The organism is Pseudoalteromonas sp. 20-92 (genome assembly GCF_030847595.1).
GTDB lineage: Bacteria > Pseudomonadota > Gammaproteobacteria > Enterobacterales > Alteromonadaceae > Pseudoalteromonas > Pseudoalteromonas fuliginea.
Genome location: NZ_JANJGQ010000014.1, coordinates 85140 through 108249, shown reverse-complemented (window position 1 = coordinate 108249; position 23110 = coordinate 85140). Strand labels below are relative to the sequence as shown.

The window sequence follows — 23110 nt, the reverse complement described above, 5'->3', positions numbered from 1 at the left end:
GATTGGTGTATGTTGTAGGTGAGGTTTTACACCTCGCTTTTTAAGCATTAAAGCTTAAGTGATATGAGTGATATGAGCGCGAAGTAAATTCGCACCTACGGATTGGTGTATGTTGTAGGTGAGGTTTTACACCTCGCTTTTTAAGCATTAAAGCTTAAGTGATATGAGTGATATGAGAGCGAAGTAAATTCGCACCTACGGATTGGTGTATGTTGTAGGTGAGGTTTTACACCTCGCTTTTTAAACACCTAAGCCACGTTACAAAGCGCGAAGTAAATTCGCACCTACGAGGTGTTAAAAATTAGCAAATAAGCCTAACCTAGCAAATGTTTCTCCGTATACATCTTTCCCTTGATATAGCTCCGCGCCCCAACTTTTTGCGCCCATAATAGGTTTGCTTAATTTACGCGTGTACGCTGTTTGTAATTCGTAGCTTGTTTTATAAGCTTCATTTTTATTTTTAAGCATACGAATTGTGGTATTTAAGCTCTCTATTTTACTTAATTGCCAATGCCAGTTTACGCTCATCGATTTAGCAGGTGTATAGTCGTTGTAATCGTGTTCATCACCTGCCCAGTGGCCAATTACATTACCTGAGTTTCGGTTGCCATCTAAATATATACCATTAAAGTACCAACCATCTTGCCAGTTGCTGTGTTCAATACGCAAGCTGTGATTATTTGTAATAAATGGTAAATATAGCCCAAAGCTATAAGAGTTATTTCTACCACCACCCAATGTATCTTCAAGCGCTACCTCACCATAAAGCTCGAACGGTAGTGCATAAATACTGTTATTATAGGCAAAGGTTATTGAGCCTAATTGATCACCAAGTTCAAAGTTGGCATCACTTGAGTCACCTATTCCCACATTATCTTTTGTACCTGGTTGGTAAAAGCCTTCAAGGAAGTCTTTTAAGCTAACTTTGCGAGTTCCTCCACCAAACTGCATTAAACGGCTTAAACCTACTGTTAAATTATCGGTTGCTGCGAAACTGGTATGTAAACCAAATAAATAAGGTTCTCCTTGTTCATACAGTCTTTTAGTTCCTGTAATTTTAGCCGTTTTTAATATCCCGCTTTGCTCTGTCATTTTACTAATAAACATATCGTAACGAATATTAAAGCTGGTAATTGGCTCTACATTGCTCAGCGTGATAGAAGGCGTGGTTTTAGCTTGCGTGCTTAATAACATGGCGCTGTCGTTAAATGGTGAGTACCAATGCTCGCGGTAGCCAATATCTAGCTGAGCATATTTATAACCAAGGTAAACAAAGCTTTGTGTTGGGAGTATTTCGTCTTCGTTGGCTATACCAGCAACACTTACACCAAAGTAACGGCCAAAATTAGCATACGCACCGCCTTCAACTATTAAGTTAGTTTTAGTGGTTTGGCCGCGTTGATTAGGGAGAGTTTTATCTTTTGTGCCCGCAGCGAGTGTTACTTTGGCAAAAGTGCCGGCATCGCTTTGCACGTAAGGACTAATTTGATACGACAATGTTTGATAAAGCTCAGGGTAGGAGTGTCTTACAGTTTGCAAAACCTTGTAAATATCGTGCGCTTTATAAGGCTTACTCATTATATGTGTATTTTTACTAACCGCTAAAAGACGTTGTATTTGGTGCTCAAGTTCGGGTGCTTGATTTAAAGGTAAATAAGGAGATACGCCACCTTTAGCCATCGCATTTGCACTGATTGCCAACCCGACGAGCAGCGATATTTTTTTTAGCATAATTATTCCGTTAGCAAAATTAGTTCAAGTAAAAACGTAAATGCGAGGTTAACAATAAACGCTTGAGTAAGAAAGAAGAAAAGCAAAGGCTAAACGAAAAGTTTACCGCTTTGAGCTTTCAATCATTGAGGGTATTTATGGTTATTAGGCGCAGCCTTGTCATATTGTTATAAGCAGTTCTTTTGTATTGGTTACATTAAAAATTGTTGTATAACTCGGCCTTTAAAGATGGTTTACATAAAACTGTCATAAATAGTTAATACTCTAAGCGCGCACTCACTATTGGAGCTAAGATTTATGCGCGTGTCATCTATTACCCGGTTACTGGCTATATTATTGGCTTTGGCGAGTATTTTATTAGGCTCTACCTTATTTTGGGCAAGCCAAACTTTACTTAAGCTAGAGCAGCAAAATACCGCATACAGCCAACTAAAAAATACTATTTTAGTTGATTTAGCCGGTTATTTAGGGCGTTACTTAGACCAAGGTGACAACCAATATTTAAATCAAGCCTCTACTTTAATTAACAATGTTAAAGTTAATCAATTATCTATATTGCCAAGTGAGTTAAGCACAACGCTTGAACAGCAATTAACGACCCTCAACAATGACATAAATGGCAAATACCGTGCACTTGGTAAGCTTTCGGGTAACGAAACCGCACTACTTGATAACGCGCTTAGGCAAATGGCAGGCTCAGCATCAACATTAATTAGCTATGCTAAAAAAGCACCTGAGCAAAACAACCATGCGCTAATGTATTACTCTCTGGCGAGTGATTATTACACTGAAGTAATTAATTTATCTTTATTTACCTATCAACTTATTGTTCAGTACGATAAAAACACATAACAAAGCTTGCAACAAAGCACCGTAAATTTAAATAAATTAGCACAAGCTATTGAGCAGCTTCCTAATTTAGGTGTTATGAGTGCCGTTGACGAAGACGCTCTATTTATTGATGAAGAAGCTGAGGACCTTGGCGACGAAATAAAGTCAGAGCTTGTCAGTTGGCCTAATCGTTATCCGCGTGATTTAGCAAGTACTCTTGAGCAAACTCAGTTACGAGAAAATGGCTCTAATGCGTTACGCTCACAAATTAGTGCACTTTCAAATACGGTTATTAATGCAGAGCAGGCGCTAAAGGCGGAGCAAGATAATTTAAAGCAGCAAGTACTTTGGGTATTTTGTGTTGCAATAGGTACGTTGGTTATATTGGCTGCGAGCGTTTATTTTGTACAACGTAATCAAGTACTAAACCCGCTTAGGCAATTGCGAGATGGCTTTGCTTTTTTAATTGAAAGTAATGAGCTTAAGAGTATTGAAAGTAAAAATTCAAAAACTGAGATTGGTGAGATTGCGCAGTTTTTTAATCAACTCATCGATAGGCAGCGAACTGAAGCGCAAGAGCGGGCACAAATGCTAAAGGTGGTTAACAGTTTTATGCAGCAAATGAGCGAAAACTTATACACTATTAGTCAACAAGCATCGCTTAGCCATGGGCAAGTAGAACAAAATCAAAACTTATTAAGCGATATTCAACGTATTGGCGAGCAGGTAAATGATATAAATGCACAGGTGGCCGATAACGCACAAAGTACATTTACTGCAATGGAGCAAAGCTTGGGCTTTTCAGCAAATATGTTAGATGCCAGTTCTGATACGCAAGTGCGTGTAGAACAAGGAATGCAAAGCATACAAGAGTTACTAACAGGTGTTGATGGAGTGGGTAAAATTATTGAGGTTATTCGTAATATTGCCGATCAAACTAACCTTTTAGCCCTAAATGCAGCGATTGAATCAGCGCGTGCAGGAGAGCACGGACGTGGCTTTGCTGTGGTGGCTGATGAAGTAAGGCAGTTAGCGCGGCAAACACAAGGATCGCTTAGCGATATAAACGATCAACTAAGCTTGCTAACTGAAAACTCGCGAGTGGTGTCTACGCAAATATCAGCATTGGCCAACGGTGCACAGTCGCAAACACAAAATGCTCAAGAGCTAAAACTAAACTCCGAAGGGGTAGCTAGTAATGCTCAAAGTGCAAACAGCGTTGCTTTTGAGGCAATGGAACTGGCAAAGCAACAAAGTAGCTTACTCGACAATTTTAGTAAATCAATGCAAAGCATGAAAGGGCAAGTGAGTGAATCAAGTTTACTTGTTGATGATATTCGTAATCAGCTACAGCAGCAAATGCAAACAATAAAAGGTAGCTTGGGCCTTAAAAAATAAACAAAGCTGTATGTTAGTCGCATTAAGCGATAAGCTAAAAATTCATTACGTTTCAATATTTTTTTAAGGATTTATTATGATTGAACAAGGCCAAACGTTACCGGCTGTAACACTTACGCAATTAACTAACGACGGCATGCAAACATTGACGAACAGTGAGTTATTTGAAGGTAAAAAAGTTGTGCTGTTTGCTGTGCCAGGCGCGTTTACACCAACCTGTTCAAATGCTCATTTACCAGAATTTATTACCCTCGCTGATAAAATTAAAGCAAAAGGTATTGACGCTATTTACTGTGTATCAGTTAACGATGCATTTGTGATGAAAGCATGGGGCGATTCACAAAACGCACAAGAGATTGCCATGCTTGCCGATGGTGATGCAAGCTTTACTAAGGCATTAGGCCTTGATAAAGACACCGCTGGCTTTGGCGGTATACGTTCTTCACGTTACGCAATGATTGTTGATAACTCGGTAGTAACCGGTTTGTTTGTAGAACAAGATAAAGAATTTGCAGTAAGCCGCGCAGAATACGTTTTAGAAAAGCTGTAAAGTATAAAAAGTAGAGTTACATTTTAAACGTGGATAAAATTCAGGCTTTTTACAACTTCATTTAACCATAATGGTATTTAAATTTATTTCCTCTAGTCAGAAAGCTTCAGTGAAAATAAGGCGAAATTACGCATTGATAGCTGGCCTATTGCAAGTGAATTTAACGCAGTTAGCGCTAAAAAGAACTGCTTAAGATAGATTTATTATCCAGAGTTTAGGTTAATTATACTATGTTAGCTTTAGTGCAGGTTTGTATTGGTCTGTTCCTGATTTTTATTCATGTTTATGCTTATGTTATCCTACGTACTAAATTGTTAGGGTATTACTTTTAGTCGTAGGTTTTGAAATGAAAAAAATAGGCTATACCACTGGGGTTTTTGATCTGTTTCATATTGGTCATCTCAATGTACTTAAACGCGCAAAGCTAGAGTGTGATTACCTTATTGTTGGGGTAACAAGCGATGAGTTATCTATATCGGTTAAAAACAAAAAGCCGGTAATCCCTTTTCAAGAAAGGCTAGAAATTGTCGAAGCGATTAAGTTTGTGGATGAGGTTGTTCCTCAAGTTAATTATGACAAACTAGAAGCGTGGAATAATTTAAAATTTGACAAAATGTTTGTCGGAGACGATTGGAAAGGCACTGACAAGTGGAACGCAATAGAAGAAGACTTTGCTAAGCGGGGAGTTGAAATAATGTATTTCCCTTACACTACGCATACTTCGAGCACTATTTTACGTGAAGTACTTAGTAAAATATAAAACCTGATTAAAATCGTATCTAGTTTAGAGTGTTTTTATTTCCCATACATAGGTTATAACGGCGCATAAATACCAATCCGCAATAATACTTAACCTGAACTTTGCTTGAGATAGATTTATTATCCAAAGTTCAGGTTACTTATACCAATCCGCAATAATACTTAATCAATTTGAGGGATCAAATCTGACGTTAACTGCGTTAAAAATTTCTGATATAGAATAACTAAATAACGAAATTTTTGCCTTGTTATCGACACGATTTTCTTACCTCAAAATAGCTCACTTAATTAAGTGAATTGGTATTAATTAAGCTAATTGATATAAAAGCCTAGCTAAAACAAGTTTCAACCCTAAAAATCCAATAATCCTTTGTTTTATATGTGATTGTTTGGCTTTAAAGTTATGACCACCAATAGTAATTTAGGCTTTTTCTAATTTTAAATTTACGAAGTAAGTTTAAAGGTTTTCTTTTTAGGTGAGATGTACCAGAACAAATTAAATTATTAATAGCGCCTAATACCCTCACACTCGACTTGCCATCTCTGTATGGATGAACGCTGTCGCAGTATTGTTTTACTTTTTCTAATGTGTGCTCATCTTTTTGAAAAGCGCTTATTAAAGTACTTTCTAGGTCGGCTTCGTTACTAAAGTTAATCATCCAGTCTTTAGGTTTGCGGTTGTTAAACGCAACGGCTACTTTTTCTTGTAATGCAAATTCGATAATAATTGATGATGTGTCAGACAGTATAATGTCGGTAGCCTGTAGAATTGGAATCACATCACCGGTGGTAATAAAGGTGAGGTTTTCGCAGGCGAGTGATTTATACATTTCAATTTCTTCGCTTGTTGCTTTTGGATGAAGCTTTACTATCCACTGCCAGTTTTGTGTTTTTAATAGCGCTTTAATATAAGGGTAAAGCTTGTAGGTACTTGTTAGCTTTGGCGAAAAAGTGGGGGCATATAATATGGTAGGCTTATCAGATTGATATAGCGCTATGTCTTTATGCTCAGTAAATAAAGGATCTAACTTTGACCAGCCGGTTTCGACTACGTCGCAAGTGCCATCGTTAATATCATTAAACCCTTGAGTAATATTTGGACCTTGTGTGCAATATAAGTCAAAAAATCCTCTAATATTAAATTTGTTCTTTTTGCCCGAATCAAAACCATGAAAAACCTGCACTTTAATTCCAGGAAAAAAATGAGGGATCACGTTACCAGGCGCAAGTGTGGCATTGGCGTTATATTCTTTAACTTCTTTTATGTTGAGTAGCTGGTAATCATCAGGCTGTAAAAAACCCTCTGCCTCACTTCCAGTAGGAATAAACCAAGCAACGCTGCCTCCTCGCTTTTTTATTTCGTGCTCTATGGGTCTTAAAACGTTAAACGAGTACGATAAATTTACAAAAAACAAATATTTAAATTCGCTTGTTTTGTTTAGAGAAGGCAGATCTTTATTTAGCACTGGTGGTTCCTTTTTTAACTGAAAAAGTAAAAGTATTTAACCTAAACTTTGACTAAGCGGTTTAGGGCATGTTGAAATTTGTTCAATCTAGGGGCAATTTAATCTCGGCTCGAGATTTGTAACCTGATAACGGCTCCTGCTTTACCCTACTGGCTTACATCCATGTAAGAATAAGTCAAAGCCGAGCAACAAAGAGTCAATCGGCCCTAGGGCGAACCCAAGGGTGGCGCATGTTTGGCATTTATGCTGCGTATCGCCTATTTATGGGGAACACCACACAAGAACACCACACAACATAGGTTCTGCCTTGCCTAAAAACCAAACATACTACTGCAAATTAAACCACCAGAGAACAACACGCCCTAATAACATATTGCGCTATATTGGTATTTAATACCAACCTGCATAAATCTTTGATCAATTTAACGGATTAAATTGCACTATAACGTCGTTAAAAATTTTTTATTTAGAATAACTAGATACAAAAATTTTTGCCTAGTTCTAGCGTAATTTTCTTAACGTTAAATAGGTCCCATATATAAGCAGATTGGTATAAATTTATCAGCAGTTCAGGTTAGTTAATTAAAGTTCAAATGGCGCAACGCCAACTGCCTTCATTTTATAGCCTACTTGGGCTATTTCGCCTGACCACGTTTCTGTGCTTATAATGCCAGTTACAACGATTGCGTCATACAGGCTATCTATAGGTACGCCACCTTTAATAGTTACATGCACAATTTGATTTGGCGGCGGTGGCGGTACGTGTATACATGCACCAAAATATGGGACGAGTAAAAACTCAGTAATAATTTCACTGTCACCTTCAAGTGGTACTACAAAGCCAGGTAAGCTTACAGACTGACCGTTTAACGCATTAACTACAGGTGCGTCTAGATCGGGTTGCACCCAATTTTGATCGCTGCCTTCGTGATTGGCTTGTGCTTGTGTGTCTATTTGCACGTGATTTTTAGGGATTAAGTCTTCCCAAAAAATATCTTTTGGTGGATTTGCATTACTTGCAAAACTTACGAGTAGTAAATTAATAATAGTAATATATTGAAAAGCTGTTTTAAAAAACGTCATGGGATACCTAAAAATTATGTTTTTATACTCATGCCATCGCTGAGAGAATAAAAGTAAGCGCGTGTGGCAGGTACTAAACCAATAATAAAACCAGCTACCATAATAACGCCTATTAATGTGAGTTCATAGTAAGAGAGCATCGCTATATTTACGCTAATACCTGCATGGCTTTGTAGGTAGCCGGCACCTAAATACATAACTAAATAAAATAATGCACAGCCAACTAAGCAGCCTAATAAAGTAGTTAACAGTGACTCTATGCTTATAAGTGTGAATAATTGCCAAGGGCGAGCACCTACTGAACGTAATATAGCAAGCTCACGGCGACGTTGACTTAGGTTTGCAAGCAGTGTGGTTAGCATGCCTAGTAAGCTAACAAGTACGACGATTGCGGAAAATAGTTGCAGTGTTTTTTCTACTATGGCGAGCATTTGCCATAATTCTTTCAGTGTTACGGTAGGCATAATACCAAGCAATGCTTCTTGCTTATATTGATTTATATTGCGCCTAATTTGCAATGTGTATAGCGGTGATTTAAAACCCATTAAAAATGCAGTGATTTGTTTTGGATGTCCTATAAGATCGTCATGTTCGTCATGTTCGTCATGTTCGTCATGTTCGTCATGTTCGTCATGTTCGTCATGTTCGTCATGTTTGGTGCTAGCTCTGGCATGTATTAAATCGATAGCGGCAAGCGGTATGTGTAACGTTTTATCAACAGGTGTGCCGGTGGGGTTTAAAATACCGACAACTTTAAATGGGTTGTCGTCATGATGGTGAAAGCTAGTATTGCCCATACCGTGTGATATAACGATATGATCGCCAAGTTTATAACCTAATTTGTTAGCTACGCTGCTCCCCAGTACAACCTCGTTAATATTTAAAAATGGATGGCCTTGGTTAAAGCTTAAGTTTTGTTTTTTAGCAAAGCGGTAATGTTCAAAGTAGTCAAGAGTAGTGCCAAGTACAGCTTGGCCTTTATGGCTGTCGCCTAGGCTTATAGGTATGCTCCATTTTACGCCTCGCTGATTGGTTATATATTCATAACTTTGCCAGCTTACGCCATTGTTGGTATGGCCAATTCTAAATACCGACGCAAGTAATAATTGAATATCACCAGTGCGTGCGCCCACAATTAAATCAGTGCCCGAAATTGTATTACTAAAGCTACTTTTTGCATCAACTCTTACACGCTCAATACTTAGCAATAACATAACGCTAATTGCAATAGTAAACAGTGTTAAAAATACGCTGGCACGACGATTTAATAAGCTTTTATAAGCCAGTTTAGCAAGGATCATATTTGCTCCTGCAAATGGGTTAAATCTATTGAACGATCGAATAACGGTTTTAAGCTTTCGTCATGACTTACAAATATTAAGGTGCTATTTAAATGCAATGCCTGTTCAAATAATAACGTTATAAAGCTTTCGCGGTTATTAGCATCAAGTGCTGATGTTGGCTCGTCAGCTATTATTAGCTCAGGGTTACCAATAAAAGCACGGGCTGCTGCAACACGTTGTTGTTGGCCAATACTGAGCTGTGCTACGTTTTTATGATGGTATTGCTCAATTAAGCCAAGTGCGTTTAATAAGCGCTCAGCTTCTTTGTGTAATGTTGTGGCGTGTTTAAGTGCTTGGCTTTGCCGTACTTTAGAAAATTGACACCCTAAAATGACATTTTCGATAGGTGTTAAATAAGGTAATAAATTAAAGTTTTGAAAAATGGTGCCAATATGGTCGGCTCTAAATGCATCGCGCTTGGTATTACTTTGTGTGTTTAGGCATTGATTTAAAATATACACATCACCGCTGGTGGCTGTATTAATTCCCGTAAGTAACGCTAATAAAGTAGATTTTCCTGAACCGCTTGGGCCATATAAAAAAATACGTTCGCCTTTTTTTACAGCCAGCTCTGCAATCCTTAGAGTCGGTTTTTTATCGTTTTTATGCCATTTAAAAGTAACGTTTTTTAGGCTGATCATTAAATGTATACCTGTATAAATCTGACGAAGATAAAACTCGGGTTAAGAAACTAACTAAGAGGTTGACCTGTAAATATAATTAAAGTTGCTTTTTGTTAGTCAAAATTTTTAAGTGCAAACAAGGCGAATTTACGCGTCAATAGTGAGCCTATTGCAAGTGAATTCAACGCAGTTAGCGTTGAAAATAACTGCTTAAGATTGATTTACTATCCAGAGTTCAGGTTATTTAGCTTACCCGTAAAGTTTACCTTATCCCAACGAGCATATAAATATGTGCCTTTATTTGTTTTAAGCATCCGATTGAGCTTTAGGGTTGGCTAGATTATTATACAGCTCACATAACCCCATACCATACTTTGCTCAAAGAGCATCCCTAACCCCGGAGATAGCATGACTAGCTATAAAGTTTTAGATGTAAACGATGATTTACCAATTCGTACCAAAGGTGAAGTACATAGCGGTAAGGTTCGTTCAGTTTATTGGCTAACAGATGAAGACAGCGCGCGATTAATTAGCGACAAAGGCTATAAAGTACCTGCAGGCACTGAGCTTGCAATTATGGTTATTTCAGACCGAATTTCGGCGTTTGATTGTATTTGGCAAGGCGAAAACGGGTTAAATGGCGTGCCAGGTAAAGGGATCGCCCTTAACTCGGTTGCATCGCATTGGTTTAAATTATTTGATCAAGCAGGCCTTGCAGGTAACCATATTGTTGATATTCCGCATCCTTACGTATGGATTGTACGCAAAGCCAGTACAGTAAAAGTAGAAGCGATTGCACGCCAATACATTACAGGCAGCATGTGGCGCGATTACGCAAAAGGCGTGCGTAATTTTTGTGGTATTGATTTACCAGAAGGCTTAAAAGCAAACCAAAAGCTTGATAACGTTTTAATTACACCCTCAACAAAAGGTATTATTGAAGGTGTTGCCGACATTCCACCTGTTGATGATGTAAATATCACGCGTGCTAATATTACTAATAACTTAGATGTATTTAACTTTAAGTCGGCAGATGATGTAACTAAGTACGAAAAACTGCTAGTTGAAGGCTTTAAGTTAATTAGCGATGAGCTTGCAAAGCTTGATCAAATTTTTGTGGATACAAAATTTGAGTTTGGTTATGTGGAAGATTTAAATGGCGCGCAGCAACTTATTTATATTGATGAAGTAGGTACGCCTGATTCGTCACGTATTTGGGATGAAGCCGCTTATCGCGATGGCAAAATTGTTGAAAACTCTAAAGAAGGCTTTCGCCAGTTACTAATTAATAATGTGCCAGAAAGCGATGTATTATTAAATAAAGACCGTATGAGTGAACGTGAACAACTTGCTAAAGATTATATTTTACCAGAATCAGTCATGCTTGAAGTGTCAAATACCTATGTAGGTATTGCGAGTAAAATTGTTGGCAAAGATATTGTTATACCTAGCGATCCTCGCCAAGAAGTAATTGCTATTTTAGATGCTGAATACGGATTGATTGTAAAATAACACGACTAAAGGATGGCTTAACCTAGTTACTCGGTCTTTATTTGTGGTTACTGGGCTATAATTCTTGCAATTAGTGCTCGTCTCTAATTAACTTAGCTTAACGTTAATAGTTTGGTGTTGTTATGTTAGAGCGAGCATTGCAAAAAATTGCAAAAAATCGTTGTTTTTTAGCGATAGGTTTGTTTTTTAGCCATTTTGCTTTGAGCGCAAATATTGATTTAGTTATACAAGACCAACATGGGCAAGCATTACCAGATGCGGTTGTTGAGCTAAATCAAAATAATATAAAGTCTGCTTTTACACCAAAGACGGTTGCGACAATGGATCAAGTTAATAAGCAATTTTCACCTGAATTATTAATTGTTCAAAAGGGGCAGCAAGTAAATTTTCCTAATAGCGATAATATTCGCCATCATGTGTATTCTTTTTCACAAGCCAAGCCTTTTCAGCTAAAATTATATTCAGGGCAACCAAAAGACCCTATTGTATTTGATAAGCCCGGTGTGGTTGTTTTAGGATGCAATATTCATGACTCTATGATTGGCTATATTTATGTGGCAGATAATGATCTTGTTTATAAAACAGATGAAAGAGGGCGTGTTACTTTGCCAGCCACTTCTTCTGAGGTGACTGTATGGCATCCTCTTCAGCGTGCCGCATTGGAGAATAAAAAAATAATTACTATTAATTCTCAAACTCAGCTTTTAATAACCATAAATACTTCGGTCCCAGAGCTTCGAAATACATTTGGCAGTAAATTTAAGGCCCAAAATGACTAATAGTTTAAAAAACCGTATAACCATACTCTGCGTTGGCTTAGTGCTATTAACCACTGTGGTTAGCTTATTTAGTTTTTGGTGGTCTACGAGTAAATTCCAAGAAGAAAAAGTTAACCAAGATATAAGCGTTGCCCAAAGTGTATACAAGCAATACTTAAAGTCAAAAGAGAGCCTATTATTAACCGCCGCTAAAGTACTTACCTCTGACTTTGGCTTTAAACAAGCTGTTGCTACACGAGACGCCGGTACAATAAGTAGCGTATTATTTAACCACAGTCAGCGTATAAACGCCGAGCTAATGTTGTTAATTGATTTGTCGGGTAAATTAATTTCGGCTAATACTAGCGAAGATATTTACGGGCATGATTTACAGCCGCTAATGAAAGAATTATTAAGTACTTCGGAGCAATCTAGTTTTGTTGTTTTAAATAACGAACTTTACCAAGTGATTTTACTTCCCGTTAAAGCGCCACGTACAGTTGCTTATAGTTTAGTTGGATTTAAAATAAATAACGAAGTGGCCGCCGAGCTTAAAAGCTTAACAGGTATGGATGTAAGCTTTATAGGCAGTGCGGATAATTTAGTTATTAGCTCTTTAGTTAAACGCCCAACCCCTTTCGAACCTGTGAACTATTTTAATACATTAACCACATCACGCTTTTTTGGTGAATATTTAGTGTATCGCAATCGTGATATTGATTTACCGTCGCTACTTTCTCACCCAATAGTTATTTTACTCAGTGCCGATTTAACGCAAAGTTACAGTGATTTTGAAAAGCTATTTTTTACATTAATGATATTGGCTATTTTAACCATGTTTGTAGGTGTTATAACAAGTAGCTTATTAGCAAACAACCTTACTACTCCTTTATCTCAACTCGCTGTTATTGCTAGGCAATTTGCACAAGGTAACTATAGTTTCGAATTTAAAGGAAAAAAACAAAGTACAGAAATAACAACCCTAGTTGATGCATTTAATAGCATGGGTAACGATATTAATGAACGTGAGAAACAAATTAGTTTTCAGGCTCGCCATGACTCCCTTACAGGGTTTTATAATCGTTCAGCAATGCTAGATGTGTTGGGGGATGAATTAGATGCAACGAATGAATACACACTTGTTGCTATTGATATTAAGGGTTTGCGACACATAAACGATAAGTTAGGCCCTCGTGTTGGGGATGACTGTTTAAAAGCGGTAGCAAGTCGTATAAGTGAGTTTTCTGATGAGCTAGGTGGTTTTCATGCGCGAATTGGCGGCGATGAATTTTTAACGGTATTCCCAGCAACTGCAGCACAAGAGCTAAAAAGTGGCATTGACGGCTTAATGATGCAGTTACAGGCTTGCTATACCATTCAAAAGTTAAAAATTAATTTACGGTTTAGTGCCGGTATTGTGCAATACCCAGCGCAAGGTATTACTAGCGATGATTTAATGCGCCGTGTATTGATTGCTGTCGACAGTGCTGCGAGCGATCATGAAAGTATTCATTATTATCAAAGTGGCGAAGATGAGGCGCATTTAGAGCGCTTGATAATGCTTGATGAGTTAAAACAAGCAATTATTGACGATGATGGCCAGTTATTTATGACCTATCAGCCTAAGTTGCATATGAAAACGCAAAAAATCGATAAAGTTGAGTCGCTTATACGTTGGCAACGAAAAGATGGTAGCTGGGTTAATCCAGAGCTATTTATTGATTTAGCTGAGCAGTCGGGGCTTATTGTTGAGCTAACCGCGTGGGTGGTTAATACCGTTGTTGCACAGGTGGCTAACTGGCAATCAAAAGGCATTGAGTTACAAGCCGCTATTAATGTATCGGCGCAAGATATTGCCTTTTCGGGATTTCATTCAGCTTTGGTCAGTACGCTTGAAAAACACAAAGTAGACCCTAAGTTGATTACGATTGAACTTACCGAGCGCGATATGATCGAAAATGAAGAGAAAGGTATTAAAGCACTCGAAAACTTAAAGGCAATTGGCGTTAAAATATCACTAGACGATTACGGCGTAGGGCAAACGTCACTTGGGCGCTTAAAAATGCTACCTATTGATGAGTTAAAATTAGATAAGTGTTTTATTTTAAAACTTGATGAGTCACAAAAAGATCAGTTTATTGTGCAGTCTTCGATTACGTTAGGTCATCAATTAGGATTTTCTGTTGTTGCTGAAGGTGTCGAAACATTGGGGTCTTTAGAGTTGCTTAAAAATATGCAATGCGATCATGCACAAGGCTATTATTTAAGTAGACCGTTAAAAGCTGAATTACTTGAAGAATGGCTTCTAGATCATTATGTATCACATTAAATATTGGAGCGTAGTTGCTTTTTGTTTAATGAGTTTACCGTGTGTAGCCAGCAGTGGAAAACTGCTGGCCACTCCTGGTGTGTCTCAAATTGAAGGCAATGCGGGTGGAGGCATTGTTCCTTGGGCGCAACTAGCTGGTTATGCCAGTGATGATGAGTTTTCGATAAATGGCTTTTGTAGCCGGGCAGATGTAACCGATTACACTCTTGATGTGTGCGGTGCCCAGTTAAACTTGTTTAATCGTGTTGAATTTAGTTACGCAATACAGCAATTTGATGTACCGGCATTCAATGCGCAGATAGAGCAAAATATTAGCGGCGTTAAAGTTCGTTTATATGGGGATATTGTTTACAGTGAGTGGCCACAATTAAGTGCAGGCATTTTACATAAATCACTGGATGATGGTTCTATTGCACAGTTAGTTGGCGCGAAAAGTACCAGTGGAACCGATTTTTATTTAGCGGCCAGTAAATTACATTTAGGCGCGATTGCAGGTTACAACTGGTTTTGGAACTTAACGACACGCTACAGCGAAGCAAATGAATTAGGCTTGCTAGGCTATGGTGGTGAAAGCGACAGTACTAGGGTGTTGTTTGAAGTCAGTACTGCACTTTTTTTAAGCCGTGAATTGGCCGTAGGTGTTGAGTATCGTCAAAAAGCGAATAATCTTAATTTAGGCGAACAAGATTGGAAAGATGTATTTGTGGCTTGGGTGCCAAATAAGTACGTGAGTATAACAGCGGCTTATTTAGACTTAGGACGCATTGCCGGTGCTAATGATCAAACTGGTTGGTATTTTTCGGTAACAGGGTATTGGTGATGCAAAATATAGCCGTATTTTTATTATGCGCAGGGTTATTAGTAGGCTGTGCAAATAAACCTGCACTGTCGCTTTATCAGCAGTTAGATGGAAAAGTAGGTATAGCTAAGCTTGTTGATAGTTTTATCTATCAAATAGGTAACGACGAGCAAGTATTTCATTACTTTGAACACGCTAATATTACGCATTTTCGTGATGGTTTTATTTCCCATATGTGTATGTTATTTGAAGGCCCATGTGAGTACAGGGGCGATTCTATGATTGCTATTCATACGGGTATGAATATATCGGAAAAAGACTTTAATCATGTGGTCGATTTACTCATTAACGCAATGAATGAGCAAAATATTAGTTATAACGTGCAAAATAAAATACTTTCAAAAATGGCACCACTACGTGGTGGAATAATAAAAATATAAGTACCTTGGTTTTTGTTATGTGGCTTTCAATGTAGAATATAAAGAAAACAACTGTGACGATACTATGAATATAATTTTTGACACTCAAAGCCTTTATTACCTTCCCCAGTACATTCCAGTATTTAAAAAGTTATGCGAAAAAGGCATTAAAAGTCAGTTTGTTTTTTATAAAAATAGTCATCAGGATTTGATTCAAGGTGTTATAGATAACTACAATTTAGAACATATATGGGTTGAAAATCAGCTACAAGCTATTGATTACTACGAGCAAAAAAAATCTGATTGGGTATTTTTTGCTAACTCATTTTGCCATCTAGAGCGTTTACATAAGGTATCTAAAAGTGCTCAGCTTGGACATGGGATCGGCCCTAAATCAAGTTATTACACTAAATCTAGCCAAGCTATGACTGTACGTTTTGTAGAAGGTGAATACAGATTAAGCCGCTTACAGAGTATGTACCCTGATGATACGTTTATTGATGTAGGTTTTTGTAAATTAGATCCTATTTTTAATAATGAAGAAATTGATGGAGCACTCTCATTAGAAGGCTTTAGTGATAAAAAGCAGACCATTTTGTATGCGCCAACATTTTATCCAAGTAGCTTAGAACTGTTTCCTGAAAACTGGCCTGAACATTTTAGTGATTACAATATTTTAATAAAGCCTCATTATTTTTCGATTAGTAAAGAAAAGTATAAATGCCATTTAGCGCTGCTAAATCACTGGTCTACTTTCCCAAATGTTTATTTGGCTAAGGTTGAGGATTATTCTCTGGTGCCTTTTTTAGATAAAGCCGACTTGTTGATTAGTGATGCATCGTCAGCTTTATTTGAATTCGCACTATTAAATAAGCCGGTTATTTGGTGTGATTTTTTAAAGTTGAGATGGAGCTATAAAGGAATTTTTTCTTTTCGTTTTAAAAAACGTATGGACCGAGATTACGGGGAATACGCAAATATTGCGGTGCATGCTAGTAAATATAAAAATCTAAAAAAACTAGTTGTAGAACAATTAGCTAAACCAGAAAAGCTAGCTAATACTAGGTTAGCTTTATCGGAAAAACTCGCGGGCAAGTTAGACGGCAAAGCGAGCCAAAGAATTGTTGAGTACATAATTGAAAATAACTAAGCTAACTGGACGTTACTATATTTTATAAAAGGATTTCTTAAACTAAAAAATAATAAACTAGGTTTGTTAAATGAAAAAAATTGGATATACAACGGGTGTTTTTGACTTATTTCATATTGGTCATTTAAATATTCTTAAAAGAGCAAAATTAGAGTGTGATTACCTAATTGTAGGTATAACAACGGATGAGTTAAGCCAGTCAGCTAAAAATAAAAAGCCAGTAATTCCCTTTCAAGAACGCATGGAAATAGTTGAAGCAATTAAGTTTGTTGACGAAGTTGTCCCGCAGGTTAATTATGATAAAGAAGAAGCGTGGAACAATTTAAAGTTTGATAAAATGTTTGTTGGTGATGACTGGAAGGGCACTGAAAAGTGGCAAAAGATTGAAGCTGACTTTGCAAAGTTTAATGTAGAGATATGTTACTTTTCGTATACATCTCATACGTCGAGTACAATGTTAAGAAACGTATTAGATAAAATAAATAACACGAAATAAATCATGAAAAACCTTATCTCCTGCCTGCAATTACACGAGCAACTTAATAATCCTGCATTAGTGATATTTGATGCAGGTATGCTGCGCCCAGGTGTTTTGGGTACTTATTCGCCGCAAGCAATGCTGCCTAACGCTAAACGTTTTGATATAAAAAACGAACTGGCTGATAGGTCAAACCCGCTACCAAGTACGATATGCAGCGAGCAGCAATTTACTCATGTTATGCAAAATGCAGGCGTAAATAACAATTCGTTTATAGTTGTATACGAAGATGGCGGTTTATTTAGCGCAGCAAGAGCATGGTGGATGTTTAAAGCTATGGGGCATCACAATGTTAAAATACTCAGCGGTGGTCTTAAAAAGTGGTTGGAGTACGGCTACGACGTACAACAAAGTTATAGCGAGGCGTCAGGTAAAGGTGATTTTACGACAAGCTATAATTGTGAGTATTTTATTAATAGTCAACAAGTGCTTAACGTAATAGATGATCCTAATACTTTATTGCTTGATGCACGTGCTTATAAACGTTTTACTGGTGAAGAAAGTGAACCTCGTAAAGGTATGCGTAGCGGGCATATCCCAAATAGTCGCTCGTTACCTTTTATGGATTTACTTAATAAAGGTGAAGCCAAACCACTTACTGAAATTAAAGCGATATTTAATGACGTAGTCGGTGATGCGCAGCAGTTACAATTTAGCTGTGGCTCAGGTATTACGGCGTGTGTTTTAGCGTTATTGGCTACTGAATGTGGGTACAAAAATTTAAGTGTTTACGATGGCTCGTGGAGTGAATGGGGCGCAAGTGATTCGTTTCCAATTGCTACGAACGAGACATAAAACAGCTGTAGACGTAGAGCTTGCTCACGTTAAAAGCGCAGCTTTTGGTTTAATTTACAAGCTTCGCTAGTCCGTCTGCAATCTACTCATCTACAGATAAATTTAACACCGAGTAAAGATTAGCTGTAGACGTAGAGCTTGCTCACGTTAAAAGCGCAGCTTTGCGGTTTAATTTACAAGCTTCGCTAGTCCGCCTGCAATCTGCGTATCTACAGATAAATTTAACACCGAGTAAAGATTAGCTGTAGACGTAGAGCTTGCTCACGTTAAAAGCGCAGCTTTTGCTTTATTTTTTATAACCATAAGGGCAATTTTTACAACCGTTTTTACAACACGAACCGCGCTTTAAAAAAAACCACTTACTAAATATCATGTAACTACTTTGCATGGTGTAATCGAGCCCTTCAATTAAATTGTCGTTACCTCTAAATTGCTTTGCAAAGTTTATTTGGGTTTTAATAGGCTGTGTATAAATCCTCTCTAAAAAAATATTTATTTTATTAAGCGTGCACTTGCGGCATAAACAACTTGTTGCTGTGATATCAAGCGGTAAAATAGCTGGCAGCTCATTGCACCAACACGCTGATATATCGTCTACATTACACGTTAGAGTACTGTGGCATTGAGTGCAGTTAAGTTGAGTCATTATAATTCTTTTTAGTAACAGTGAGCCAAGAATAACAAATATTATGAATACACAAAAAGCATTAGCTGAATTTATTACGTTTGGTGAGCAAAGAGATGAAGCTATATCGGTTATCGTTTCAAGCCCTGCTGATAGCAATAAAACTCACTATACTCTCTCAACCGAGGTTTTAATTGATGTACTTAAACGTTGCCTAAATAACGAAATAGACTTGGATGATTTAGATCTTTGGGCAAACGTAATTGAATCGCGAGATGACATTGATTGTGCTGAGCATGAAGGTTTTATTTATGCGCTCAGTAATAGCGAGCAAATGGGAGAGCTTAATCATCAAAAGCTTGCTCAAATAGTTGCGTTAGTAAAAATTTGATTTGTTTAAAAAGAGAGGTGTAAAACCTCACCTACGACATACACCAAACCGTAGGTGCGAATTTACTTCGCGCTCATATAACGTGGCTTGGGTGTTTAAAAAGCGAGGTGTAAAACCTTACCTACAAAAAAACCGCACTTCAATTGAATGCGGTTTTTTAAATTGAAGATAATCGTTTTAAGCGATTATTTATGATATCCCAAGCACGTTTCTACTTCGTTTTTAGAACCTAAAATAACAGCTACTCGCTGGTGGATTGCATCAGGCTGAATATCCATAATACGCTCAGTACCGGTGGAAGCGATACCGCCAGCTTGCTCTACTAACATAGCCATTGGATTTGCTTCGTAAAGTAGGCGTAATTTATTTGGCTTTTTAGGATCTTTGGTGTCGGTAGGGTAAGTAAACAAACCACCACGGCTAAGTACGCGATGCACATCGCCCACCATTGCTGCAATCCAGCGCATATTAAAGTTTTTAGCGCGCGGGCCTGTATCACCTGCTAGCAAATCATCGATGTAGTTTTGCATAGCTGGTTGCCAATGGCGTTGGTTAGACGTATTAATGGCAAATTCGTTTGTATCAGCAGGAATATCAGCAAAATCTTGTGTAAGTAAAAAGCTGCCTTGTGTTTTATCAAGGGTAAACATACGCGTGCCTTTACCTGTAGTCAGCGCAAGCATTGTTGATGGCCCGTAAAGTACGTAACCTGCTGCAACTTGTTTGTGGCCTGGCTGCATAAAAATGCTTTCATCAGCGGCGTCAGAGCCTTCAGGCGCTTCCATAATAGAAAATATAGTACCGACAAGCGAGTTAATATCAGTATTTGACGAGCCATCAAGTGGGTCAAATGCCACTATAAATTTAGCATCTGGATTACCTGCTACTGTGTAGTCTTCTTCTTCAGAGGCGATTGCTTTAACCGTACCAGATTCCAGTAAAATATCTTTTAACAGCTGATTAGATAATACATCGAGCTTTTTTTGAGTTTCCCCCTGAATGTTTTCATCAAGGGTTGAGCCTAATACGCCAGAAAGCGCGCCTTGACCAACGCGAAACGAAATTTCTTTACATGCTGCTAAAATTGTTCGAATTAATGATAAAAGTTCTCTTGAACAACCATCTTCAAGTAATACTGGAGGGAGTCTACGCATTCTATTTTCCTGATAACGTGTTAAAACCAATCATAATGTGAGAGAGATTAGCTTAGAGCGCTGAAATTCGTCTTAAATAACTGTATTGTTTAAATAGCACCCTATAATGGGACCACCTAATCGTACTTAAAACACAAATAACAAAGATAAGATTATGAAAAAAATACCACTACTAAGTTACATATTCTTTACTGTGCTGTGCTCTATCATAACTCAAGCGCACGCAGCAATTAAGTCAATTGATGAATTTACTACGCAAATGAATCATTTTCCGGGCTATTATTCGTTTTTTTACGATACCCAAAACGCAAAAGTATATTTAAAAGTTGATAAGTTTGAACAACAATTTTTACTGCAGCAAAGCTTGCCTTACGGTATTGGCTCTAACGATATAGGCCTTGATAGAGGTCAGCTTGGTAATACTCACCTTGTGCAGTTTGAGCGTTTTGGCGACAAGGTAATGCTGCGGGCTGTAAATACTTACTATCGTGCTAATACAAGTAACAAGGCTGAGCAGCAAAGCATTAAAGAAGCGTTTGCATCAAGTATACTTGCTGGTTTTAAAGTGGTTGCAGAAGATAAAGCCACAGCACTTATTGATTACACACCTTACTTATTAAGTGATGTACATGGCGTAAGCCGGACGCTTGCAGCACGTAAACAAGGCAACTTTAGCCTTGATGAATCACGCAGCGCCGTTTATATAAATCGCTCAAAAGCATTTGTAAAAAACACCGAGCTTGAAGCCGTACTTACATTTAAGGGCACAAAACCAGGTGAATTTGTTCGCCAAGTAAGTGCCGACCCTTATGCGCTTACTGTTCATATGCATCATTCACTTATTCAATTACCAGATGATAACTACACGCCTCGTAAGTTTAATCCGCAATCAGGTTTTTGGAGTATAGAACATAAAGATTACGCAGCGCCGCTTGGTGAGTCTATGTATGTGCGTTATATACCGCGTCATCGTCTAACTAAAAAGGACTCAAGCTTACCTATTAGTGAACCTGTTAAACCAATTGTTTATTACCTTGATCCTGGCGTTCCAGAGCCTGTAAAAAGCGCTTTGCTTGAAGGTGGAAAGTGGTGGAACGATGCATTTACTGCTGCAGGATATAAAAATGCATTTATAGTAAAAGTACTGCCAAGTAATGCCGACCCTATGGATATTCGTTACAACGTCATTCAGTGGGTACACCGCGCAACGCGTGGTTGGTCATACGGTAGTTCGGTGATCGACCCACGTACAGGTGAAATACTTAAAGGGCACGTAACACTTGGCTCATTGCGTGTTCGCCAAGATATTTTAATAGCTGAAGCACTCGCTGCTCCTTATTTAAAAGGCAATGAAGTTGCTAAAAACTTGCAAGCAATGGCGCTTGATCGGATTCGTCAATTAAGCGCGCATGAAATTGGTCACACGTTAGGTATTGCTCATAACTTTGCGGCATCGGTAGGTGATAGAGCTTCTGTAATGGATTACCCACATCCGCTACTTAGTTTTAATGAACAAGGTAAGCTTGATGTAACGCGCGGCTATGCAACAGGTATGGGCGTGTGGGATACCCAAGTAGTTAAATATGGTTATAGCGATTTTACTAACCAAGATGAAAGCGCAGAACTCGCTGCTATTTTAAAGGAGAATAAAACTAAAGGCCTTGAGTTTATATCAGATAGCGACGCTCGTGCTAAAGGTGGCGCGCATCCAACCGCTCATTTATGGGATAACGGCACTAATCCTTCGCAGGAACTTTTAAGAGTACTCGACGTACGCAAAAAAGCGCTTTCGCAGTTTGGTATTAATAATATTAAAACGGGCGACTCACTATCGCAATTAGAGGAAAAACTAGTTCCGCTTTATCTGTTTCACCGTTTTCAGGTTGAGGCTGCAGTGAAACTCATAGCCGGCGTTGATTACGAATACGAAACACGTGGTGATTCACCCGTAAAAGGTGCACAAGTCGTTGATAAAAAAATGCAACAAGAAGCGGTAAACGCTCTTTTTGCAACGCTTAAGCCAAGTAACTTATTACTTCCTGAATCTGTATTATCGCTAATTCCGCCAAAAGCGTATGGCGAGTCTAAGTCGCGCGAGAGCATAGTTGGACGCACAGGGTTAACGCTCGATGCAATGGCATTACCCGAGGTTGCAGTGCAGCACAGCTTGTCGTTTTTATTAAACGCACAACGTTTAAATCGACTAGCGCAGCAACAAGCACGTAGTAACGACTTTTATAGTTTAGATGAACTATTAAAAACGCTTTATAGCCACGTTTTTAACGTATCGTCGCCTAATACAATGACAGGTAAAATAACTCAGCGCGTACAATTTTTAACAGCAAAAACCATGGCTGACTTAGTAGCAAGCGATAGTGCAAGCCCTGAAGTGCAGGCGCAGTTACGTTACTACTTAGTTAAATTGAGTGAAGACTTTAACCAAAACTCAATATTGAGCCATACCAGTACTGGCGAGAGTGCGTTTAAGCAATATTTAGCCGAACAAGTAAATCAATTTTTAATTAAAGGGCAATGGCCAAATAATTTTAAAGTGTTACCAATACCACCTGGATCGCCAATTTAATTATAAACCTCGCTCTTGAGCGCCAATGGCATGTTTAAGAGCGCGAAGTAAATTCGCACCTACAGGGTTGCACATATCGTAGGTGAGGTTTTACACCTCGCTTTTTAAACACCCAAGCCACGTTACATGAGCGCGAAGTAAATTCGCACCTACAGGGTTGCACATATTGTAGGTGAGGTTTTATACCTCGCTTTTTAAACACCCAAGCCACGTTACATGAGCGCGAAGTAAATTCGCACCTACGGTTTGGTGTATGTTGTAGGTGAGGTTTT

General features: G+C 38.2%; 19 protein-coding genes and 1 pseudogene. 13 read left to right on the top strand and 7 right to left on the bottom strand.

Annotated elements, in window-relative coordinates; translation table 11 throughout:
• Positions 1-294: 294 nt before the first annotated feature.
• The gene (locus NRL14_RS13175; protein ID WP_306724837.1) at positions 295-1731 is read right to left on the bottom strand and encodes a capsule assembly Wzi family protein; all 1437 of its coding nucleotides are present in this window, start codon (positions 1729-1731) and stop codon (positions 295-297) included.
• Positions 1732-2028: 297 nt separating this feature from the next.
• Between NRL14_RS13175 and NRL14_RS13170 the strand changes: the two are divergent.
• The 3 genes and pseudogenes from NRL14_RS13170 (at position 2029) to NRL14_RS13160 (ending at position 5270) form a co-directional block, all read left to right on the top strand.
• A pseudogene (locus NRL14_RS13170) lies at positions 2029-3960 on the top strand (methyl-accepting chemotaxis protein).
• A 76-nt stretch (positions 3961-4036) separates the two neighbouring features.
• On the top strand, positions 4037-4510 hold the full coding sequence (locus NRL14_RS13165) for a peroxiredoxin (RefSeq protein WP_033041057.1): 474 nt from the start codon (positions 4037-4039) through the stop codon (positions 4508-4510).
• A gap of 346 nt (positions 4511-4856) precedes the next feature.
• Positions 4857-5270, top strand: a complete 414-nt coding sequence (locus NRL14_RS13160) for an adenylyltransferase/cytidyltransferase family protein (RefSeq protein ID WP_007376768.1) — start codon at positions 4857-4859, stop codon at positions 5268-5270.
• A gap of 400 nt (positions 5271-5670) precedes the next feature.
• Here NRL14_RS13160 and NRL14_RS13155 read toward each other — a convergent pair whose 3' ends face one another.
• From NRL14_RS13155 to NRL14_RS13140, 4 genes are all read right to left on the bottom strand, one after another.
• On the bottom strand, positions 5671-6735 hold the full coding sequence (locus tag NRL14_RS13155; protein ID WP_306724836.1) for a CDP-glycerol glycerophosphotransferase family protein: 1065 nt from the start codon (positions 6733-6735) through the stop codon (positions 5671-5673).
• 582 nt (positions 6736-7317) lie between these two features.
• Positions 7318-7818 carry a DUF3299 domain-containing protein gene (locus NRL14_RS13150; RefSeq protein WP_306724835.1) on the bottom strand — a complete coding sequence of 167 codons (501 nt, stop codon included), beginning with the start codon at positions 7816-7818 and terminating at the stop codon, positions 7318-7320.
• A 14-nt stretch (positions 7819-7832) separates the two neighbouring features.
• The gene (locus tag NRL14_RS13145; protein WP_007376771.1) at positions 7833-9119 is read right to left on the bottom strand and encodes an FtsX-like permease family protein; all 1287 of its coding nucleotides are present in this window, start codon (positions 9117-9119) and stop codon (positions 7833-7835) included.
• On the bottom strand, positions 9116-9802 hold the full coding sequence (locus NRL14_RS13140) for an ABC transporter ATP-binding protein (protein WP_149606516.1): 687 nt from the start codon (positions 9800-9802) through the stop codon (positions 9116-9118). The genes NRL14_RS13145 and NRL14_RS13140 overlap by 4 nt, the downstream gene beginning before the upstream one ends.
• Positions 9803-10192: 390 nt before the next feature.
• On the opposite strand from NRL14_RS13140, the gene NRL14_RS13135 reads away from it, so the two are divergent.
• From NRL14_RS13135 to NRL14_RS13100, 8 genes are all read left to right on the top strand, one after another.
• Positions 10193-11296, top strand: a complete 1104-nt coding sequence (locus NRL14_RS13135) for a phosphoribosylaminoimidazolesuccinocarboxamide synthase (protein ID WP_033038686.1) — start codon at positions 10193-10195, stop codon at positions 11294-11296.
• Positions 11297-11418: 122 nt separating this feature from the next.
• Entirely contained in the window at positions 11419-12075 is a 657-nt protein-coding gene (locus NRL14_RS13130) for a methylamine utilization protein (protein WP_306724834.1), read from the top strand.
• Positions 12068-14383, top strand: a complete 2316-nt coding sequence (locus tag NRL14_RS13125; RefSeq protein ID WP_008137361.1) for an EAL domain-containing protein — start codon at positions 12068-12070, stop codon at positions 14381-14383. Before NRL14_RS13130 ends, NRL14_RS13125 begins: the two co-directional genes overlap by 8 nt.
• Positions 14370-15203: a DUF3034 family protein gene (locus tag NRL14_RS13120; RefSeq protein WP_306724833.1), complete on the top strand. Its 834-nt coding sequence runs from the start codon at positions 14370-14372 to the stop codon at positions 15201-15203. Before NRL14_RS13125 ends, NRL14_RS13120 begins: the two co-directional genes overlap by 14 nt.
• Positions 15203-15622 carry a group 1 truncated hemoglobin gene (locus NRL14_RS13115; protein ID WP_306724832.1) on the top strand — a complete coding sequence of 140 codons (420 nt, stop codon included), beginning with the start codon at positions 15203-15205 and terminating at the stop codon, positions 15620-15622. Before NRL14_RS13120 ends, NRL14_RS13115 begins: the two co-directional genes overlap by 1 nt.
• A 64-nt stretch (positions 15623-15686) precedes the next feature.
• The gene (locus NRL14_RS13110; protein ID WP_306724831.1) at positions 15687-16751 is read left to right on the top strand and encodes a CDP-glycerol glycerophosphotransferase family protein; all 1065 of its coding nucleotides are present in this window, start codon (positions 15687-15689) and stop codon (positions 16749-16751) included.
• Between the two features lie 70 nt (positions 16752-16821).
• Entirely contained in the window at positions 16822-17247 is a 426-nt protein-coding gene (locus NRL14_RS13105) for an adenylyltransferase/cytidyltransferase family protein (RefSeq protein ID WP_007376780.1), read from the top strand.
• A gap of 3 nt (positions 17248-17250) precedes the next feature.
• Positions 17251-18084 carry a sulfurtransferase gene (locus tag NRL14_RS13100; protein ID WP_306724830.1) on the top strand — a complete coding sequence of 278 codons (834 nt, stop codon included), beginning with the start codon at positions 17251-17253 and terminating at the stop codon, positions 18082-18084.
• A gap of 286 nt (positions 18085-18370) precedes the next feature.
• Here the strand turns inward: NRL14_RS13100 and NRL14_RS13095 are convergent, their stop codons facing one another.
• Positions 18371-18730, bottom strand: coding sequence for a DUF5522 domain-containing protein (locus NRL14_RS13095; RefSeq protein ID WP_306724829.1), 360 nt, complete (start codon positions 18728-18730; stop codon positions 18371-18373).
• Positions 18731-18773: 43 nt separating this feature from the next.
• Here NRL14_RS13095 and NRL14_RS13090 point away from each other — a divergent pair, with 43 nt between their 5' ends.
• Positions 18774-19100 (top strand): hypothetical protein, encoded by a 327-nt coding sequence (locus tag NRL14_RS13090; protein WP_306724828.1) that lies wholly within the window; start codon positions 18774-18776, stop codon positions 19098-19100.
• A gap of 185 nt (positions 19101-19285) precedes the next feature.
• Here the strand turns inward: NRL14_RS13090 and NRL14_RS13085 are convergent, their stop codons facing one another.
• Positions 19286-20254 (bottom strand): class 1 fructose-bisphosphatase, encoded by a 969-nt coding sequence (locus NRL14_RS13085; protein WP_008137851.1) that lies wholly within the window; start codon positions 20252-20254, stop codon positions 19286-19288.
• Positions 20255-20408: 154 nt separating this feature from the next.
• Here NRL14_RS13085 and NRL14_RS13080 point away from each other — a divergent pair, with 154 nt between their 5' ends.
• The gene (locus NRL14_RS13080; protein ID WP_306724827.1) at positions 20409-22838 is read left to right on the top strand and encodes a zinc-dependent metalloprotease; all 2430 of its coding nucleotides are present in this window, start codon (positions 20409-20411) and stop codon (positions 22836-22838) included.
• Positions 22839-23110: the final 272 nt, after the last annotated feature.

Excerpts from the sequence above, each read along its gene's own strand:
- NRL14_RS13175 (WP_306724837.1), bottom strand. The coding sequence starts at position 1,731 with ATGCTAAAAAAAATATCGCTGCTCGTCGGGTTGGCAATCAGTGCAAAT.
- NRL14_RS13165 (WP_033041057.1), top strand. The coding sequence starts at position 4,037 with ATGATTGAACAAGGCCAAACGTTACCGGCTGTAACACTTACGCAATTA.
- NRL14_RS13160 (WP_007376768.1), top strand. The coding sequence starts at position 4,857 with ATGAAAAAAATAGGCTATACCACTGGGGTTTTTGATCTGTTTCATATT.
- NRL14_RS13150 (WP_306724835.1), bottom strand. The coding sequence starts at position 7,818 with ATGACGTTTTTTAAAACAGCTTTTCAATATATTACTATTATTAATTTA.
- NRL14_RS13145 (WP_007376771.1), bottom strand. The coding sequence starts at position 9,119 with ATGATCCTTGCTAAACTGGCTTATAAAAGCTTATTAAATCGTCGTGCC.
- NRL14_RS13140 (WP_149606516.1), bottom strand. The coding sequence starts at position 9,802 with ATGATCAGCCTAAAAAACGTTACTTTTAAATGGCATAAAAACGATAAA.
- NRL14_RS13135 (WP_033038686.1), top strand. The coding sequence starts at position 10,193 with ATGACTAGCTATAAAGTTTTAGATGTAAACGATGATTTACCAATTCGT.
- NRL14_RS13130 (WP_306724834.1), top strand. The coding sequence starts at position 11,419 with ATGTTAGAGCGAGCATTGCAAAAAATTGCAAAAAATCGTTGTTTTTTA.
- NRL14_RS13125 (WP_008137361.1), top strand. The coding sequence starts at position 12,068 with ATGACTAATAGTTTAAAAAACCGTATAACCATACTCTGCGTTGGCTTA.
- NRL14_RS13120 (WP_306724833.1), top strand. The coding sequence starts at position 14,370 with ATGTATCACATTAAATATTGGAGCGTAGTTGCTTTTTGTTTAATGAGT.
- NRL14_RS13115 (WP_306724832.1), top strand. The coding sequence starts at position 15,203 with ATGCAAAATATAGCCGTATTTTTATTATGCGCAGGGTTATTAGTAGGC.
- NRL14_RS13110 (WP_306724831.1), top strand. The coding sequence starts at position 15,687 with ATGAATATAATTTTTGACACTCAAAGCCTTTATTACCTTCCCCAGTAC.
- NRL14_RS13105 (WP_007376780.1), top strand. The coding sequence starts at position 16,822 with ATGAAAAAAATTGGATATACAACGGGTGTTTTTGACTTATTTCATATT.
- NRL14_RS13100 (WP_306724830.1), top strand. The coding sequence starts at position 17,251 with ATGAAAAACCTTATCTCCTGCCTGCAATTACACGAGCAACTTAATAAT.
- NRL14_RS13095 (WP_306724829.1), bottom strand. The coding sequence starts at position 18,730 with ATGACTCAACTTAACTGCACTCAATGCCACAGTACTCTAACGTGTAAT.
- NRL14_RS13090 (WP_306724828.1), top strand. The coding sequence starts at position 18,774 with ATGAATACACAAAAAGCATTAGCTGAATTTATTACGTTTGGTGAGCAA.
- NRL14_RS13085 (WP_008137851.1), bottom strand. The coding sequence starts at position 20,254 with ATGCGTAGACTCCCTCCAGTATTACTTGAAGATGGTTGTTCAAGAGAA.
- NRL14_RS13080 (WP_306724827.1), top strand. The coding sequence starts at position 20,409 with ATGAAAAAAATACCACTACTAAGTTACATATTCTTTACTGTGCTGTGC.